The organism is Thermodesulfobacteriota bacterium (assembly GCA_031082315.1).
Taxonomy (GTDB): domain Bacteria; phylum Desulfobacterota; class QYQD01; order QYQD01; family QYQD01; genus QYQD01.
Genome location: JAVHLC010000002.1, coordinates 82,548 through 98,008, shown reverse-complemented (window position 1 = coordinate 98,008; position 15,461 = coordinate 82,548). Strand labels below are relative to the sequence as shown.

The 15,461-nt window shown below is 50.1% G+C and carries 12 protein-coding genes; 8 read left to right on the top strand and 4 right to left on the bottom strand.

Annotated features, from left to right (window positions below; genetic code table 11):
• Positions 1–294: 294 nt before the first annotated feature.
• A complete protein-coding gene (gene recN, locus RDU59_02330) occupies positions 295–2,010 on the top strand; it encodes a DNA repair protein RecN (protein ID MDQ7837312.1) in 1,716 nt (571 codons plus the stop codon).
• A gap of 5 nt (positions 2,011–2,015) precedes the next feature.
• Positions 2,016–3,008: a thiamine biosynthesis protein gene (locus tag RDU59_02325; GenBank protein ID MDQ7837311.1), complete on the top strand. Its 993-nt coding sequence runs from the start codon at positions 2,016–2,018 to the stop codon at positions 3,006–3,008.
• Here RDU59_02325 and RDU59_02320 read toward each other — a convergent pair.
• Entirely contained in the window at positions 3,003–4,598 is a 1,596-nt protein-coding gene (locus RDU59_02320; GenBank protein ID MDQ7837310.1) for a hypothetical protein, read from the bottom strand. The two genes, RDU59_02325 and RDU59_02320, sit on opposite strands and share 6 nt — an antisense overlap.
• 263 nt (positions 4,599–4,861) lie before the next feature.
• Between RDU59_02320 and RDU59_02315 the strand changes: the two genes are divergently transcribed.
• A complete protein-coding gene (locus RDU59_02315; GenBank protein ID MDQ7837309.1) occupies positions 4,862–7,792 on the top strand; it encodes a response regulator in 2,931 nt (976 codons plus the stop codon).
• Positions 7,793–7,992: 200 nt separating this feature from the next.
• Here the strand turns inward: RDU59_02315 and RDU59_02310 are convergent, their stop codons facing one another.
• Positions 7,993–9,594: an MBL fold metallo-hydrolase gene (locus RDU59_02310; GenBank protein ID MDQ7837308.1), complete on the bottom strand. Its 1,602-nt coding sequence runs from the start codon at positions 9,592–9,594 to the stop codon at positions 7,993–7,995.
• 129 nt (positions 9,595–9,723) lie between these two features.
• Between RDU59_02310 and RDU59_02305 the strand changes: the two genes are divergently transcribed.
• Entirely contained in the window at positions 9,724–10,905 is a 1,182-nt protein-coding gene (locus RDU59_02305) for a metallophosphoesterase (GenBank protein MDQ7837307.1), read from the top strand.
• Here the strand turns inward: RDU59_02305 and amrA are convergent.
• The gene (amrA, locus tag RDU59_02300) at positions 10,862–11,428 is read right to left on the bottom strand and encodes an AmmeMemoRadiSam system protein A (GenBank protein MDQ7837306.1); all 567 of its coding nucleotides are present in this window, start codon (positions 11,426–11,428) and stop codon (positions 10,862–10,864) included. The genes RDU59_02305 and amrA overlap by 44 nt on opposite strands.
• A 109-nt stretch (positions 11,429–11,537) precedes the next feature.
• Between amrA and RDU59_02295 the strand changes: the two genes are divergently transcribed.
• The 4 genes from RDU59_02295 (at position 11,538) to RDU59_02280 (ending at position 14,524) form a co-directional block, all read left to right on the top strand.
• Positions 11,538–12,110, top strand: a complete 573-nt coding sequence (locus tag RDU59_02295) for a BON domain-containing protein (protein ID MDQ7837305.1) — start codon at positions 11,538–11,540, stop codon at positions 12,108–12,110.
• 68 nt (positions 12,111–12,178) lie between these two features.
• Complete coding sequence (gene purB / locus RDU59_02290; GenBank protein MDQ7837304.1) at positions 12,179–13,471, top strand: adenylosuccinate lyase; 1,293 nt, start codon at positions 12,179–12,181, stop codon at positions 13,469–13,471.
• A 74-nt stretch (positions 13,472–13,545) separates the two neighbouring features.
• Entirely contained in the window at positions 13,546–14,100 is a 555-nt protein-coding gene (gene pyrE / locus RDU59_02285; protein ID MDQ7837303.1) for an orotate phosphoribosyltransferase, read from the top strand.
• Between the two features lie 172 nt (positions 14,101–14,272).
• Positions 14,273–14,524 carry a zinc ribbon domain-containing protein gene (locus tag RDU59_02280; protein MDQ7837302.1) on the top strand — a complete coding sequence of 84 codons (252 nt, stop codon included), beginning with the start codon at positions 14,273–14,275 and terminating at the stop codon, positions 14,522–14,524.
• A gap of 51 nt (positions 14,525–14,575) precedes the next feature.
• Here RDU59_02280 and RDU59_02275 read toward each other — a convergent pair whose 3' ends face one another.
• Positions 14,576–15,163: a response regulator gene (locus tag RDU59_02275; protein MDQ7837301.1), complete on the bottom strand. Its 588-nt coding sequence runs from the start codon at positions 15,161–15,163 to the stop codon at positions 14,576–14,578.
• Positions 15,164–15,461: the final 298 nt, after the last annotated feature.

The following is a 15,461-nucleotide window of genomic DNA, read 5'->3' as shown; positions in this document are numbered from 1 at the left end:
AGTTTTCGTCCGGAAACCAAAAAATTCCGGACGAGCTATCAGCATGAAGCCGGTCCACCGTTCACTGTTGACCGTTTACCGAAAGAAAATGTCGGACAACGGTTAACGGATAACGGATAACAAACATGCTGACAGCTAATCGCTGATCGCTGAAAGCGTGAAGTTCGCCTCGGCGAATCTGCCTGTGGCACGACCGGAAACGGTAGTTTCCGGATGAGCACTGGATATCTTATCGGGAATTAACCCCTTTTTCCTAAATTTAGGCAGAGAGAGGATTGCAATCTTGAATGAAATATGTATGATGGGATAAAACTAAAGTACCTTTCATCTATGTTGCTCGAACTTACCATCCAGGATTTTGCCCTGATCGCTAACCTTAAGATTTCGTTTGGCCCGGGGCTGAACATCCTCTCCGGCGAAACCGGCGCAGGCAAGTCTATTATCATCCAGGCCATCCAGCTCGTTCTGGGTGGACGGGGAGGCCCGCACCTGATACGCACCGGTAAGGAGGAGGCCAGGATAGAGGCTTATTTTGAGTATCCGGAAGACAGCCGGGTGGCTCAGAAGCTAACAGACATTGGCATAGACAAAGATGAGGTCCTGATTATCCGGCGGACTGTTTCCCGTACCGGCAAAGGCCGGGTTTTTATTAACGGAACGGCCGCTACCCTGCAGATGGCAGCACAGCTTGCCACTGAACTGATTTCCATCGCCGGGCAGCATGAGTATCAAATCCTCTTGCGTCCCCAAAATCATCTGCTTCTTTTGGATGCCTTCGGGGGATTGACATATCTTCGCCTGGGGGTACAGAAGGATTACCGAAAGTGGCAGGAGCTTCGTGAACAGCGCCGCCAACTGATTGAACAGCAAAACACCGCGGCTGCGCGTAAAGATCTTTTAGCCTTTCAGTTGCAAGAGATAAAAAATGCGAATTTACGGATTGGTGAAGAAGAGGAGCTTATTCAGGAGAAGTCTTTGTTGGCTTCGGCGGAAAAACTGCGCGAGTGGGCCCAGCGCGCCTATGATTTACTGTATGCCTCATCCGGTGCGGCGACAGAGAAGCTCAGCGAGTCCAGGACACTGGGTCAATCATTGGCCGGGATCGATGGTTCCCTGGCCCCGCTTGTGGAGGCCCTGGACACCGCCTTTTTTCAGGTAGAGGATATAGCCTTACGATTGAGAGATTATCTGCAGAAGATTAACAGTGACCCGGGGAGACTGGAGACCCTTGAAGATAGATTGCAGGAGCTGTCCCGGCTTAAGAAGAAATACGACGGAGACATCCAGAAAATCTTGGCCCTGAGCGCTGAGATAGAACAGGAACTGGCCGGTTTAGAAGGAAGGCAAGAGGAACTTGCCGGTCTCGAGGCATCCGTAGCCAGGGCCGAAGAAGAAGTCATCCGGCGGGCGCTGGATTTGTCGGCCAAGCGAAAGGCCGCGGCTTCACAATTGGCAGAGGCAGTCTGCCGGGAGCTGGAATCGCTCCACATGCCTCGTACCAGATTTATGGTTGATTTCAGTCCGCTTAAGGAAGAGGTAGGGGATATACTTTCAGAAAATGGTATCGATGAAGTTCAATTTCTCATTGCCCCGAATATCGGCGAAGATTTGAAACCACTGGCGCAGATTGCCTCCGGAGGAGAGCTTTCCCGTATCACGCTGGCCCTGAAGAGCGTCCTTACAGAAAGGGATGGGGTGGAAACTACCATTTTTGACGAGGTTGACGCCGGTATAGGCGGCGCCGTAGCCGAGGTACTGGGACGCAAGCTGGGGGACCTGGCCGGCCGCCATCAGGTTATCTGTATCACCCATCTGCCACAGATTGCCTGTTTTGCAGACAGGCATTACGGGGTAGATAAGGTGCAAAAGGGATCCCGCACTGAAACCATAGTCAAAGAACTCTCAGGGGAGGAGCGCGTGCAAGAGATAGCGCGGATGTTGGGTGGTGTAGAGATTTCCGAAAAGACCAGGGCGCATGCCCGGGAAATGATAGAGCGGCGAAGGAGATAGGGTTTTTGACCAAGGTAAAGGCCCTGGCCCTCTTTTCCGGTGGCCTGGATAGCATATTGGTCTGTAAGTTAATGGAACAGCAGAGGATAGAGGTCGAGGCCTTACATTTTGTCTCTCCTTTCTTTGGCCGCAGGAAGGATCGGGAGTCATATCCTGAAGAGGTCTGGAGACGGTATGGAATAAGGCTTTCTGTAATAGATGTCGGGGGAAGTTTTATAGAGGTCTTAAGAAATCCACCTCACGGCTATGGACGCTGTTTTAACCCTTGTGTGGACTGTAAGATCCTGCTGCTGACAAGGGCCAGGAGGGAACTGGCTTCGCGAGGGGCCTCGTTTCTGGTGAGCGGTGAGGTCCTGGGGCAGCGGCCCATGTCCCAACGCCGGGATACACTCCGCATAGTAGAAAGGGATGCCTCGGTTACGGGCCTGCTCTTGCGTCCGCTTAGCGCATTAAAGCTTCTGCCTACCAGTGTGGAAGAAGAGGGATTGGTGGATCGCACCAGGCTTCTGGGCATAAGCGGCCGGGGGCGCAAAGAACAGATGGCCCTGGCCCGTGAGCTGGGCATCCATGACTACCCTGCACCGGCCGGCGGGTGTGTACTCACTGACCCGGCTTTATCCCGGCGGATTAAGAATCTTTTTGGGGCCATGCCGGTGATTACGGAAAACGCCTGCCTTCTCATGCAAGTCGGACGACATTTTCTTCTCCCCGGGAAGAGTTGGCTGGTTGTGGGTAGAAACGAGGCCGAGAATAAAGAAATTAAAGGCCTTTTTCAACCGGGTGATCTGTTAATGAATATAACCGGTGGAGCAGGGCCGACCGGTCTGGTACGCGGGGCCGCTCCCTGTTCCGACAGGTCTCAGGCCGCCGGTATTGTGGCTGGTTATAGCCGGTTAAGGGGAGAACCAGAGGTGCAGGTTTCAATCTGCGGGGATGGTTGCGAAACGATAAAGGCCGTGCCTGCGCCATCTGATGCGCTGCATTTATATCGGCTATAGAGGCATGTCCTCCAAAAAAGAGAGGTTTTGCCTGATCTCCGCAGGGATGACGGCAATTTTATAATAAGCGCCCTCTTTTTTAGACCGGCCAACGAAGAGGAGGCCATGCGACCGCAGGAGACCCAGGGGGGAGGCCGGTTTTCTTTTATCCCAGAAGTATCCGTCGGTTTCTTCACTACCAAAGAGGTCAGTCAGTTTGTCATAAGGGTAAATCCCGCCATGGGTGTAAACTATGTTTAAGGCCTTTACCGCGGGCATAGATAGTGCGGCTAACCTCTCCATAATTCTGTTTAAAATTTTGAGGCTGGAGAGATTCTCCGCAATAATTTTAATGTTCTTTCTTTTTGTGTTTTCCTGCGGGAGATCAAGATGTTTCTGAATGGCGGTCACCCACAGGGCCGGTATATTATTCAGCGCGGTGGTAAGCGAAGTATGCGGGCTAACAGGTTTTTGCTCAATATTTTCACACCAAACTTTCTCAAGTTCCCAGGTGACGGTATCAACCACCTCTGCGGTAATGACCTGGCGGTGATCCCAGTTAGGGTCACCGATTAGCCCTTCAACTGTTTTCCTGCGCGGGTTGCCGGATAAGGTCTCTGTCTGTAGAATTTGCGTCATTTCTTCTATCTGTTCCAGTGTCCTGGTTAAAGCGGTTAGCTCTGTTTTTGTCCTCTTACCCTGCTCCAGGAAGTAAACAAGCCCTTGCAGCATGACATTTACTTCAGCCAGCCTTTGAGCCAGGGTGGTTGAGGTATCCTCCCCCGCCTTCTTAATAGCCATGATAAACCGCAGGTTGTTGTCGATCACGGTCATTATTTTTTCTTTTAGCTTTTGCCTTGTAATATGATCTTCCTGGAGCAGAGGGTGCCCGTTGAATCCCAGGATATCTATAAGACGATTGAAATCATAGAGACCTATCGACGACTTTTTGAAGATGGCCAGGAGAGCAGCCAATCTATCCCGTTCTTTTTTGCGTTTGCTGCGGGCGCACTGGAGGGGCGTCAGCCCGTCCAGTGCCGGGATTCTTTCATGAACCCAGTGCACCTCAAAGTAGCTTTTAAAGAATTCAGGCGGCAGATGGGGAGATAGGTGGTCAGGGAAGAGGGGTGAGGGGGGATTAATTTCATTGTTCTTTGTCTGCCGCAGGCGGATGGGTGTTTCATAGGTGGTTATCCGGTAGCGTAGATTTGACCCGGCAACTTTTAATAGAATTTTTTGTCCCATAGCGGCGTGTGTTTTGGTTACACATTCCAGAATAAGTCTTTTGCGGCTCAGGGTTATAATCCCTAATAGGGTTTGACCGTCATCGCTTATCAGATGTGTCCTGTCCGGTCCTGACTGCCGGCGGGTTATGCCACAGGTCATGGCATAGGCAGGTTCGACATCCGCCAGAGGCGGACTTCTTCGACCTGGGCGAACCGGGTTGTGTATCCAAAGGATATTGGTTGCCCCATCCCCCTTTTTTTCTAATACCTTGAAATCAGGTCGGGCCTTTAATGCCTCGATGAAATTTTCCGAATCCAGGACGTCGAAGATAACCTTGCAGATGAGGATTGGGTCCCGGTCCCCGCCGGTAGCTGTAAGCGGCATTGTGTACTCTTGCCTTTCGCAGATTAATATTTTAAATTAGGTTGTCAGGTTCACGGTTCAGGGTTAGCTACTTTGCGCCTTTCATATCAACCTCCGTCGCTCTCTAACCTTCAACCGTGAACCCTGGAACTTTGAACTTGGGTAGTTACTGTTAACTTATGCCAGATATGGGCACATGGCAAGCATATTTTGTAAGAGGTTTTTAATCTGCTTGTGGCCGGGGTAATCATCTGTCATAATAAGACAAAAAACGGGCTGGATTGATGGGCATCAAGACGTTACCGTATTCTCCCCTTCGCCGGAAACTACTTTTCTGGTTTCTTCTCCTCTCCATTATTCCCCTAATTATTGTCGGGGCGATGGCCTATTTTAGCGCCCGGAGCGCCCTGCAAAAAGAGATCGGCGAACAGTTGCAGGCTACGGCGCGCAATACCATCCAGAGCATCGATCACATAATCTTTGAGCGCATGGTGGACGTCAGGACACTGGCGCCGTCGCCTACCATCACGTTTGCACTTGAGAATAATAAAAAAGAAGAATTAACCCGCTTTCTGAACCAGCAGACGCTGGATCACCGGCTTTATGATTTCTTTCTTGTTTTCGATAAACAAGGCCGCCTTCTGGCCACAAATACCATAGACAGGCTTGGCCGCCCTATCCCCTCCCGGACGCTTTCTACGATACAAGGGCATAATTTTAGAGAAGAAGCCTGGTTTAAAAGGGCGCCCGTGCAGGGCCTGGTGGTCGGAGATTGGGACATCTCGCCTATCGGGGATGCCATTTATGGCGATGGCGGATATGGTTTAAATATAGCTGGCCCTGTTATTTCTACATCTCAGTCCTATAGCCTGGCCGGGCTGACCCGCAAGCTCCTTTCCAGACCCATACCAGGGGCCGGACAACCCAGGATCATCGGTTTCTTGCTGGCCCGCCTTTCGTGGCAGCCGTTTCAACGGGTGATGGAGAATGTGCATAGGAATTTTTTACAATCAGGAATGGGTTCCAATTGCGTTTTCCTGACAACGGCTGACGGCGACAGAGTAATCGGCGATGCCGAAATAAAACTGGTAGGCAAAAGCCTGAAACGCGATGGCATCAGCATTGATTCGGGCAAGAGTTTGACTGATACCTACGGGCTTTTACGCTATTCCAGGGGTGGCCTGGTTAAAACCGCAGCTTATGCCGGCTCGGCAGGGTTTGAGGATTTTAAGGGACTCGGGTGGAAATTATTCATCGAAGCTAATGAGAAAGAGTTCTTTGGCCGGATCCGTACACTTAGATATTGGTTTGCGGGCATTATGCTCCTGGTTGGCGGGGTCATTGTGTTTACTACAATTAGGGTGGGCCGGAGCATTGCCAGGCCCATTCTGACCATAACTAATGCCTCTAAAGCGATTGCGGAAGGGCAATTTGGAGAGCGGGTCAGTGTCCCGTCGCGAGACGAGATCGGTGAGTTGGCGGAAAATTTTAATCAGATGGCCCGCAGCCTCGGCGAGTTTAAAAGGCAGGCGGAGGAACATCATCAGACCCTTGAAAACCGTGTAGAAGAGAGGACGCGCGAGCTGGAAAAGTCAGAGGAGCGCTACCGAACCCTTTATGATTTTTCTCTTAATTTGGGATCCATACTTGATTTCCAGGATGTCCTGGGTGTTATCTTAGACCGCATTTGCCGTTTCATAAAGGCACAGGCCGGTTTCATTGTTTCAGTTGACCCTGAAGGCCAGACAAATATCGTGGCCAGGACTTCAACACTGGATGAAAAAGTCGAGGAGTTAAAAGAGAGGTTTATGTCTGCCTCAGCCTTTCAAGCAGCCCTTAAAGACGGGAAAACAGTTATTTATCCCAAGGGGCTGTCTGAGTTGGACATGTATGTTACCGGCAAGAAGATTCATTCCCTTATTGCGGTGCCGCTTGTCTGTAAGAGTAAGGTTATGGGGATGCTCTGTATCTTCAATAAAGAAGGAGAAGAGGATTTTACAGGGGATGACAAGGCATTTTTGGATGGTCTGGCCTCACCCCTGGCCATATCTCTTGAGAATACCAGGTTGTACGAGGAGCTGCACCGGGCCTTTGAAGAGCTTAAGTCCACACAGGATCAGCTGGTGGTATCAGAGAAATTTAAGGCCCTGGGACAGATGGCTTCGGGCATAGCCCATGATTTTAATAACGTTATCATGTCTATTTTAGGCAACGCCCAGATATTGTTATTACAAATCGACGAACCCGATCTACGGGAAAGGCTCAAGGCCATAGAAAAGGGGGCCAGGGCGTCCTCGGATACGATTAAGCGGTTGCAGGAATTTACACGTATTCGCAAGGACGAAGACTTTGGCCCTATCAATATTAATGAACTTATCCAGGATGTGGTCCAGCTTACCCGTCCCAACTGGAAAGAAAAGCCGCTGATGGAAGGTATAAATATCGATCTGGAGACGGAGTTAGGTGAGATAGGGCCTGTAATGGGCAATCCCTCGGCGCTTAAGGACGTCTTTACCAATCTCATTTTCAATGCAGTGGATGCGATGACCACTGGCGGGAAGATAACGATCCGAACCGGCATACATAATGAGCGAATAGAAATTCGCTTTGCAGATACCGGCTGCGGCTTGTCCGCGGAGGTTAAGGAGAAGATATTCGACCCCTTTTTTACCACCAAGGGGAAGAAAGGCATGGGCCTGGGTCTGAGCGTTTCTTATGGCACCATAACCAGGCATGGCGGGGAGATAGAAGTAGAAAGCGAAGAAGGCCGGGGGACAGAATTTGTTCTCCATTTCCCCATCGCCAAATTAAAAGGACAAGCAAGGGCCGATGTCTCCGCTGATTTTTCTATGAAGCAGGCAGATATCCTGATTGTGGATGACGATGAGGAGATTTTGATAGTGTTGGATAAACTCCTGGGCCGCGTTGGCCACCGGGTAGTTACGGCCACAAATGGCGAATCAGGTATAGAGCTTTTTCAGAAAGGCCGGTTTGATCTGCTTATGACCGACCTGGGTATGCCCGGCATGTCCGGGCGGGTTTTAACCAGAAAGATAAAGGACCTACGGCCTGATATACCAACTATAATGATCACCGGCTGGGGAGCGCAGTTTGACACTGAGACCCTAAAGGGCGATGGCGTGGACTTTCTCGTAACCAAGCCCTTTGATTATGAGAAGATAATGCGGGTAATACAGGACGCCTTGGCTAATTAGTGCTCATCCGAAAACTGCCGTTTCCGGATTCGCGCTTACAGCGATCAGCCTTCAGCCGTCAGCATGTTTGTTAACCGTTAACCGTTGTCCGACATTTTCTTTCGGTAAACGGTCAACAGTGAACGGTGGACCGGCTTCACGCTGATAGCTGAGTGCTGACTGCTCTATCCGGAATTTTTAGGTTCCCGGATGGAAACTAATTAATTTGTGGTCATCTTGATAAGTTCTTGGAGCTCTTCAGTTAATATCTTTAGCCTGGCGCTGATTGTCTCCTTCTCTTCCAGGCGGCCTTCACTTTTACTGTAGAGTTTGTTTTTTAGTTTGCGTATCTCCATCTCGATACGATTCAGATCGGGCATTACCTGTAACGCCTCAGTCTTGACGGTTTCAGCCTGTGCGGCTACAGGTGAAAGCTCTACGGTTTCCAGCCATTTTGGAGCCCTGGCCTCCAGCCAGAAGGTGCGCTCGATAGCCTTCACAAATTCCAGGCTGACGTCCTCTTCGCCGTGGACAACAAAGACCTTCAGGCGGGGATTGCTGAAGTTCCCAAGCCATTCCAGAAGCTCCCTTTGATCCGCATGGGCTGAAAAACCGCCCAAAGTGTGGATGTTGGCCTTTATGGCGATCTCTTCTCCGAAAAGTTTGATCTTTTGCGCCCCGTCGATGATCTGCCGCCCTGGTGTCCCCTGGGCCTGATAGCCGACGAAAACGATGTGAGCGCCAGGATGCCACAGGTTGTTTCGTAAGTGGTGTTTGATTCGGCCGGCGTCACACATGCCGCTGGCGGCGATAATAATGGCTGGTCCCTCACTCTGATTTATGCCCCGGGACTCTTCGGTCGTGCGCGTAAAAGAGAGGGTGGGCAAGGCCAGCGGATGATCTCCTCTTCCCAGAAGGACATGGGTTTGGTCATTCAGGAACTCCGTATTATTGCGGAAGACCTCGGTAGCGGAGATGGCCAGGGGGCTGTCTATATAAATGGGTATTTCGGGCAGCAGCCCTTCGTGGTAAAAGCGGCTCAGGATGTAAATCAGTTCCTGGGTGCGTTCCACGGCAAAGGCCGGAATAATGACCTTCTCATGATTCTTTACGGCTTCCTGGATGGCATGCAAAAGTTCACGATGTGTCTTTTCCTTGCTCTTGTGCAGACGGTCGCCGTAGGTGGATTCCATGAAAAGAAAATCTGCTTCCTGGATGGCGGTCGGGTCGGAGACAAGCATTTGCTCTTTCTGGCCTATGTCACCGGAGAAGACCACCTTCATGGGTGGCGACACGCTATGATCCCAGATTTCGATGAAGGCTGATCCCAGAATATGTCCGGCGTCCAGAAATCGGGCGCTAAGTTGCGGGGTAAGCTGGATGAGTTCACCGTAATCTATCGGTTTGAATAGGCGCATACTGGCTTCGGCATCTCTCACAGTATAGAGTGGGGCAGGGGGTAGGCCCTTCTTCCCCCTTCTTTTATTACGCTTGTGTTCCCACTCTGCTTCTGTCTCCTGAATATGGGCGCTGTCCCGCAACATAATACCGCAAAGTTCATTCGTGGCCCTGGTAGTGATAATCTGGCCTTTGAACCCTTCTTTCACCAGTTTTGGTACCAGACCGCTATGGTCGATGTGCGCATGGGTAAGGAGGAGATAGTCGATATCTCCCGGCGGATAATGAAATGTGCGGTTCCTCTTCTGTATCTCCTGGCTGCCCTGGAACATGCCGCAATCTATGAGGATGTGGATATCATTGCTCTCCAGGAGGAATGATGAACCGGTAACGGTGCGTGCCGCACCCAGGCAGGTTACTTTCATGGGAGTATCCCCTTTCGCGTGAGTTGCTGCTCTTTATTACTATTTTTTATGGATGATTTTCAAGGGAATAGTGAATTCATTAGATAAAAGCCGCTTGCCTTTTTAGCCTCTTTAAGGCAGGTTATTATTATGAACCGCTGGCTGTCTTTTTTGATCTTCTTCTCGGTATTCTCGCTTAGTTACGGCGGCGTTCATTTTTATCTCTACAGACGCATCCGGTCCCATACAAATTTCCCGCATGCTTTTTATAAGGTATTAGCCGTTTTTTTCGGCATCATGGTGATCTCTCCGGTAGTGTGCCGGATGTTTGCCTGGAAAAGGTTTTTTGTCTTTGGTTATGTGCTGACCCATATTTCTTCTCTCTGGATAGGCTTTATTTTTTATTTCTTCCTGGTAAGTCTAATCTTTGATTTTGGAGGGTTGGCTTATGGTCTTTTAACCCGGGGGTTATCCAGGCAGAGGCAGGACCCCTTGCCCAGGAACTGCGGTTTGTTCATTATGACTATCATCATTCCCTTAGCTATATGCACCTATGCCTATTACGAGGCCCTTAATATCCGGGTGACAAATGTCTCCATCCCTACTCCGAAGCTGCCGGAAGGAATTAAAGAGCTGGTCATCGCCCAGATTTCAGATGCCCATCTGGGAGTCATTATCGGTGAGGTGAGGCTTAAAAAGATAACCGGGTTGCTTCGCAAGATTAATCCGGACATGATTGTTTCAACCGGCGACTTGGTGGATCAGGAGGTAGATAATATAGACCATCTGGCGGGCGAGCTTAGGTCCTTGACCCCGCCCCTGGGGAAATATGCGGTAATGGGTAATCATGAGTTTTATGCCGGCGTGGAAAAGTCTTCTGAATTTATAAAGAAGGCCGGGTTTAGGTTATTGAGAGGGGAGCGCATCAATGTAAGGGGAATAATTAACATAGTTGGGATCGACGACCCGGCTGGCAGGCCTTTTGGGGGCAAGGGAGAAACCGGGGCGGTGTCATTGGTGGCCCGGTGCGATCCGGGGTTATTCACACTTTTTCTCTTTCACCGTCCGCCTAATTCGGAAGATTACGTAACTAATTTGCCCATAGACCTCCAACTATCCGGCCACACGCATGGCGGGCAGCTTTATCCATTTGGCTTTGTCACAAGGATTTTCTTTCCGCTCAAGACCGGACTTTATGTGCTAAACGGCCGGAGGCTCTACGTCAGCCGTGGAGTCGGCACCTGGGGGCCTCCTCTGAGATTCCTGACTCCACCGGAGATTGTGGTGGTTAGATTGACCCGGGGGCCTTTTCACCAAAGATCAGGGCAGTGAATACGTATATCTCGGCCCCGCTGCGCCAGCAATCCCTATCCAGACCGGCCTTGTAACAGGTATGTTCGAGAAAGGTAATTTTATCCCAGTTCTGTTCGGTAGCCACCTGGGGGAGTAAAACACCGCGATTAAACCCTCTGATAATATAGAGTCCATGCTTTCCTACTTCTATTTGGTCGATATTATCGATCTTTCTTAGAGGCGATAGCACCGATATCTCGATGTCGATACCAGGGAGTTCGTCGGCCGTAAGCGGCGCAAACCGCGGATCCTTAAAGGCAGCAGAATAGGCCATTTCACGCACTGTTTGATGAAGTGGTTGAGCGGAAGAAAATATGCCGATACAACCCCGAAGGCGCCCCTGTTTATGGAGGGTGATAAATGCCCCGTGAGGGGCATGGATCTCACCGCCGGCGGGCAGGGCTGTCTTTTCTCCGGCGCCCATCAGGTTTTTTGTGATCTCTTCCCTCGCTACCTGGAGGAGAATCCTCTTTTCTTCCGGGGTCAGACTGAACTCTTTCATGGTGGGTTATTATACATCAATCAGGATAAAATTGGGCTATTTTTTGTAGTTGCCACACCACGATAATTTTATTAAAGTCGTTTTGGTTTCTGCGAGGCTGGATTTAGCCATGCGCCACTTTTTGCTGATTATTTTAACATGTATAATTTTTAGCACATCGGGCTGTATGACTACGGCCTATCGGTTGGCAACAGACGAACGAACGGTTTGTTGTTGTGTCGATGATACGGTCATTGCAACCAGGATACGCAAGAGCTTCATCGATGACCCTATACTAAGTGTCTTTGACATCAAGGTCATGGTTCACAAGGGGCATGTGGTCTTAGCCGGAATTATTAAATCCGGCTCCCAGGTTAAACGCGCTACTTTTCTGGCGCGGAGAGCGCCTGGGGTGCGGGAGGTGAAAACTTACTTTTTGCCCGGACGTAAACCGGGGCATTCCCTTAATGGCTTTATTGACGATTGCCTGATTACGAGCCGGATCAATACGAAGCTTATCGGTGACCCTAATCTCCGGGTTTTTCAGATAGATGTCTATACGGTTTGCGGGCATGTGGTTATGGCGGGGATAGTAAACAGCAAAGAACGCGCCGGTCTGGCTATAAAATATGCTTATGGAGTCTCGGGGGTGCGCAAAGTCCAGTCTTTTATCATGGTCGGTAAGGGAGACAGCCTTTTTTAAGTGTGTTGTAACTGCTCAGGTTCAAAGTTCCAAGGTTCACGGTTGGCTCTAAATGGAGGGAAGATGAGATGATTGAACGGTACACACGACCGGAAATGGCCCTTATATGGTCGCTGGAAAATAAATACCGCGCCTGGTTAAGGGTGGAGATATTGGCCTGCGAGGCCTGGTCCAAACTGGGGGTTATCCCTAAGGAGGCCTTGCAGGTAATAAAGAAGAAGGCATCTTTTTCTGTAGCTCGCATAGACGAGATAGAAAAAGAGACGAGGCACGACGTTATAGCCTTTTTAACCAACGTGGCCGAGAATGTCGGGCCGGAGGCCCGGTTTATCCACTGGGGGCTGACCTCATCGGATATCCTGGACACGAGTATGGCCCTTCTTCTTAAAGAGGCGGCGGACCTTATTATTGAGGATGTGCATAAGCTGCTCTCGGTTATCAAAAGGCGGGCCTTGGAACACAAGGATACAGTTATGATCGGCCGGTCGCACGGCATTCATGCCGAGCCCATTACTTTCGGCCTGAAACTGGCCATCTGGCATGATGAGATGCGGCGTAACCTGGCCCGCTTAAAGGAGGCCAGAGAGACCATTGCCTACGGGAAGCTTTCCGGCGCAGTGGGTACTTTTGCCAATATCGACCCGGAGGTAGAGGCCTATGTCTGCCGGAAGTCCGGTCTCAACCCGGCCCCGGCTTCGTCACAGATTATCCAGCGTGATCGCTACGCCCACTTCTTTAACACCCTGGCCGTCCTGGCCGGTTCCTTAGAAAAGATTGCGGTTGAGATCAGGCATCTTCAGAGGACAGAGGTCCTGGAAGCCGAGGAATATTTCAGCGCCGGACAGAAAGGCTCTTCGGCCATGCCCCATAAACGCAACCCTATCAATTCTGAAAACATCTGCGGGTTGGCGCGATTGGTACGTTCCTATGCCGTAGCCGCTATGGAGAATATCCCTCTCTGGCATGAGAGAGATATAAGCCATTCTTCAGTGGAACGGGTTATTGCCCCGGATGCCACTATACTGGTTGATTTTATGCTGCATCGCGCTACAAACCTCCTTGATCGTCTGATTATTTATCCCGAACGGATGGCTGAGAACCTGCGGAAGACAGGCGGACTGATATTTTCGCAGCAGGTCCTTCTCCTTTTGACGCAAAAGGGTGTAAGCCGGGAAGAGGCATACCGCATAGTGCAAAGAAATGCTATGCAGGCCTGGGAGAGGAGAGGGGATTTTAAGAAACTCCTTCTGAAGGATAAAGATCTGGCGCGTTATATAAGCAGAGCAGAACTTGAGCAGACTTTTGATCTCAGGCATCATCTGAAACATGTGGATACTATATTCAAGCGGGTGTTTGGGTAGCCATCAGCCTTCAGCTTTAGGCTTCTGCTGACAGCTGAAAGCCGATAGCTGATAGCTCAAAATTGGAGAAACACATGGATAATGAAAAAGAGCGTCTTAAGGCCATCCTTATTGAAAAATCTTACCAAAAACGGAAAGTTGTCCTTACTTCCGGCCGGGAGAGTGATTTTTATATAGATTGCAAACAGACTACGCTTTCGGCGGAAGGGGCTTATTTAGTGGGAAAGGTGATGTTTGAACGTATCCGTAAGGCCCCGGTGAAGGTTCAGGGCGTTGCGGGAATGACCTTAGGCGCTGATCCGATGGTTGCGGCCATAGCCGTGGCCAGTTATATGGCCGGGAATCCCATCCATGCCCTTATCATCCGTAAGGAACCCAAGAAGCATGGAACAGCTTCCTGGATTGAGGGTAAAAATAACTTACCAGTAGGGGCCGCAGTGACTATAGTAGAAGACGTGGTAACGACCGGCGGCACACTCCTTAAGGCCATAGAGAGGGCCGAGGCCGAGGGATTCAAGGTCGTCCAGGTATTGGCCCTGGTTGATCGTAACGAAGGTGGAAGGGAATTACTTAAAGAGAAAGGCTATGACCTTGAGGCTGTTTTTGTGCGTGAAGATTTGGTAAAATAGTGTTCATCCGGAAACTACCGTTTCCGGATTCAGGCTTTTAGCGATCAGCCATCAGCCGTCAGAAAAAATCTGAGATAAACAACATCTTAAGCTGAACGCTGATAGCTGACTGCTGAGTGCTCCATCCGGAATTTTTGGGTTTCCGGATGGGAACTATTTAGGAGGACGACGGATGCCAATCTATGAATTTCGCTGTCTGGATTGCCAGCATATCTTTGAGCTCCTGGCGTTAAATAAAGAGGACCGGATTGAAGCCAAGTGTCCCAAATGCGGATGTAATTCCTTCGAGAGAGTTATGAGCCGCTCTAATTATACTATGGGCGGCGGCCGGTCTGGAGCAGGTTCCAGTGGTACGAGCGTGAATAACCGTTCTTGCGCGGGAGGCAGTTGCACGACTATCGACATTCCTGGACCATCCAAATAGCTTGCGGAGGTCAAATCTAGATAACAGATGGCGGGCGGGTCTAGGTGTTCTCTATTCCTTTCGATCCGGTTGCATACCCAGGGTATCTGCAAAATATTTATTCATATCAGCTTCGATCGATTCGGAAAAATATTCCTCCGGCAATACAAAAACATCTTCTGCCGCGTCCTGAGTTATACCCGGATGGCGTCTTTCCAGGTCCTGGATCAGGCGGTCCTGCTCTCTCAACCGGCACATCATTTTGTGCGCCGCACGTAAGAAATCAAAATGTTTGAGGGTCTGACGGATGGAGACCTTTACCTCCTCATTATCCCAGGGTTTGGTAAAAAATCGGTAAACCTCGCCCTCGTTGATGGCCCTGAGGACCGTCGGGGTATCGCTCTGCCCGGTAAGAATAATACGGGCGATGGCCGGGTATTTTTCCTTGACCACCTTCAACAGCTCAAAACCGTTCATTTCAGGCATCCCGATGTCGGAAATGATAAGGTCAACCGGCATGGTCTCCAAAATGTCCAGGGCCTCTGCGGCGCTGCCTGCGCTGAGTATCGCATATTCCTCATTGCGCAGGGTCCTTTCCAGACTCCTCAGCACATTGGCCTCATCATCTACAAGCAAAACGGTATGCGTATAATTTCCCATCGGGCACTTCCGTATTGTCAAAAATTTCACCGCAGAGACGCAAAGAAAGTATACAGGAGTCAGGATGTCTCGATTCTTTCATCTTTCTTCTGTTTTCCGACTCCTGATCCCCTGTATTCTGACTCCTGTCTTCTATCTTCCATTTTCGGAGTAAGGACATAAAAACTTTAATAAGACGGCTGTCCGCAATAAAAAATATAATGAACGAAATGGGATGGTTTGCTCGTTTATCTCTTTTAATGGATTATTTTTTTAGGCCGATATGAATTTAAGAAGCAGGTGAAGTTGTAACCGGGCG

Bases quoted from the DNA above. Each gene is read 5' to 3' on its own strand.
- recN (MDQ7837312.1), top strand. From the start codon at position 295: ATGTATGATGGGATAAAACTAAAGTACCTTTCATCTATGTTGCTCGAA.
- RDU59_02320 (MDQ7837310.1), bottom strand. From the start codon at position 4,598: ATGCCGCTTACAGCTACCGGCGGGGACCGGGACCCAATCCTCATCTGC.
- RDU59_02315 (MDQ7837309.1), top strand. From the start codon at position 4,862: ATGGGCATCAAGACGTTACCGTATTCTCCCCTTCGCCGGAAACTACTT.
- RDU59_02310 (MDQ7837308.1), bottom strand. From the start codon at position 9,594: ATGAAAGTAACCTGCCTGGGTGCGGCACGCACCGTTACCGGTTCATCA.
- RDU59_02305 (MDQ7837307.1), top strand. From the start codon at position 9,724: ATGAACCGCTGGCTGTCTTTTTTGATCTTCTTCTCGGTATTCTCGCTT.
- amrA (MDQ7837306.1), bottom strand. From the start codon at position 11,428: ATGAAAGAGTTCAGTCTGACCCCGGAAGAAAAGAGGATTCTCCTCCAG.
- RDU59_02295 (MDQ7837305.1), top strand. From the start codon at position 11,538: ATGCGCCACTTTTTGCTGATTATTTTAACATGTATAATTTTTAGCACA.
- purB (MDQ7837304.1), top strand. From the start codon at position 12,179: ATGATTGAACGGTACACACGACCGGAAATGGCCCTTATATGGTCGCTG.
- pyrE (MDQ7837303.1), top strand. From the start codon at position 13,546: ATGGATAATGAAAAAGAGCGTCTTAAGGCCATCCTTATTGAAAAATCT.
- RDU59_02280 (MDQ7837302.1), top strand. From the start codon at position 14,273: ATGCCAATCTATGAATTTCGCTGTCTGGATTGCCAGCATATCTTTGAG.
- RDU59_02275 (MDQ7837301.1), bottom strand. From the start codon at position 15,163: ATGGGAAATTATACGCATACCGTTTTGCTTGTAGATGATGAGGCCAAT.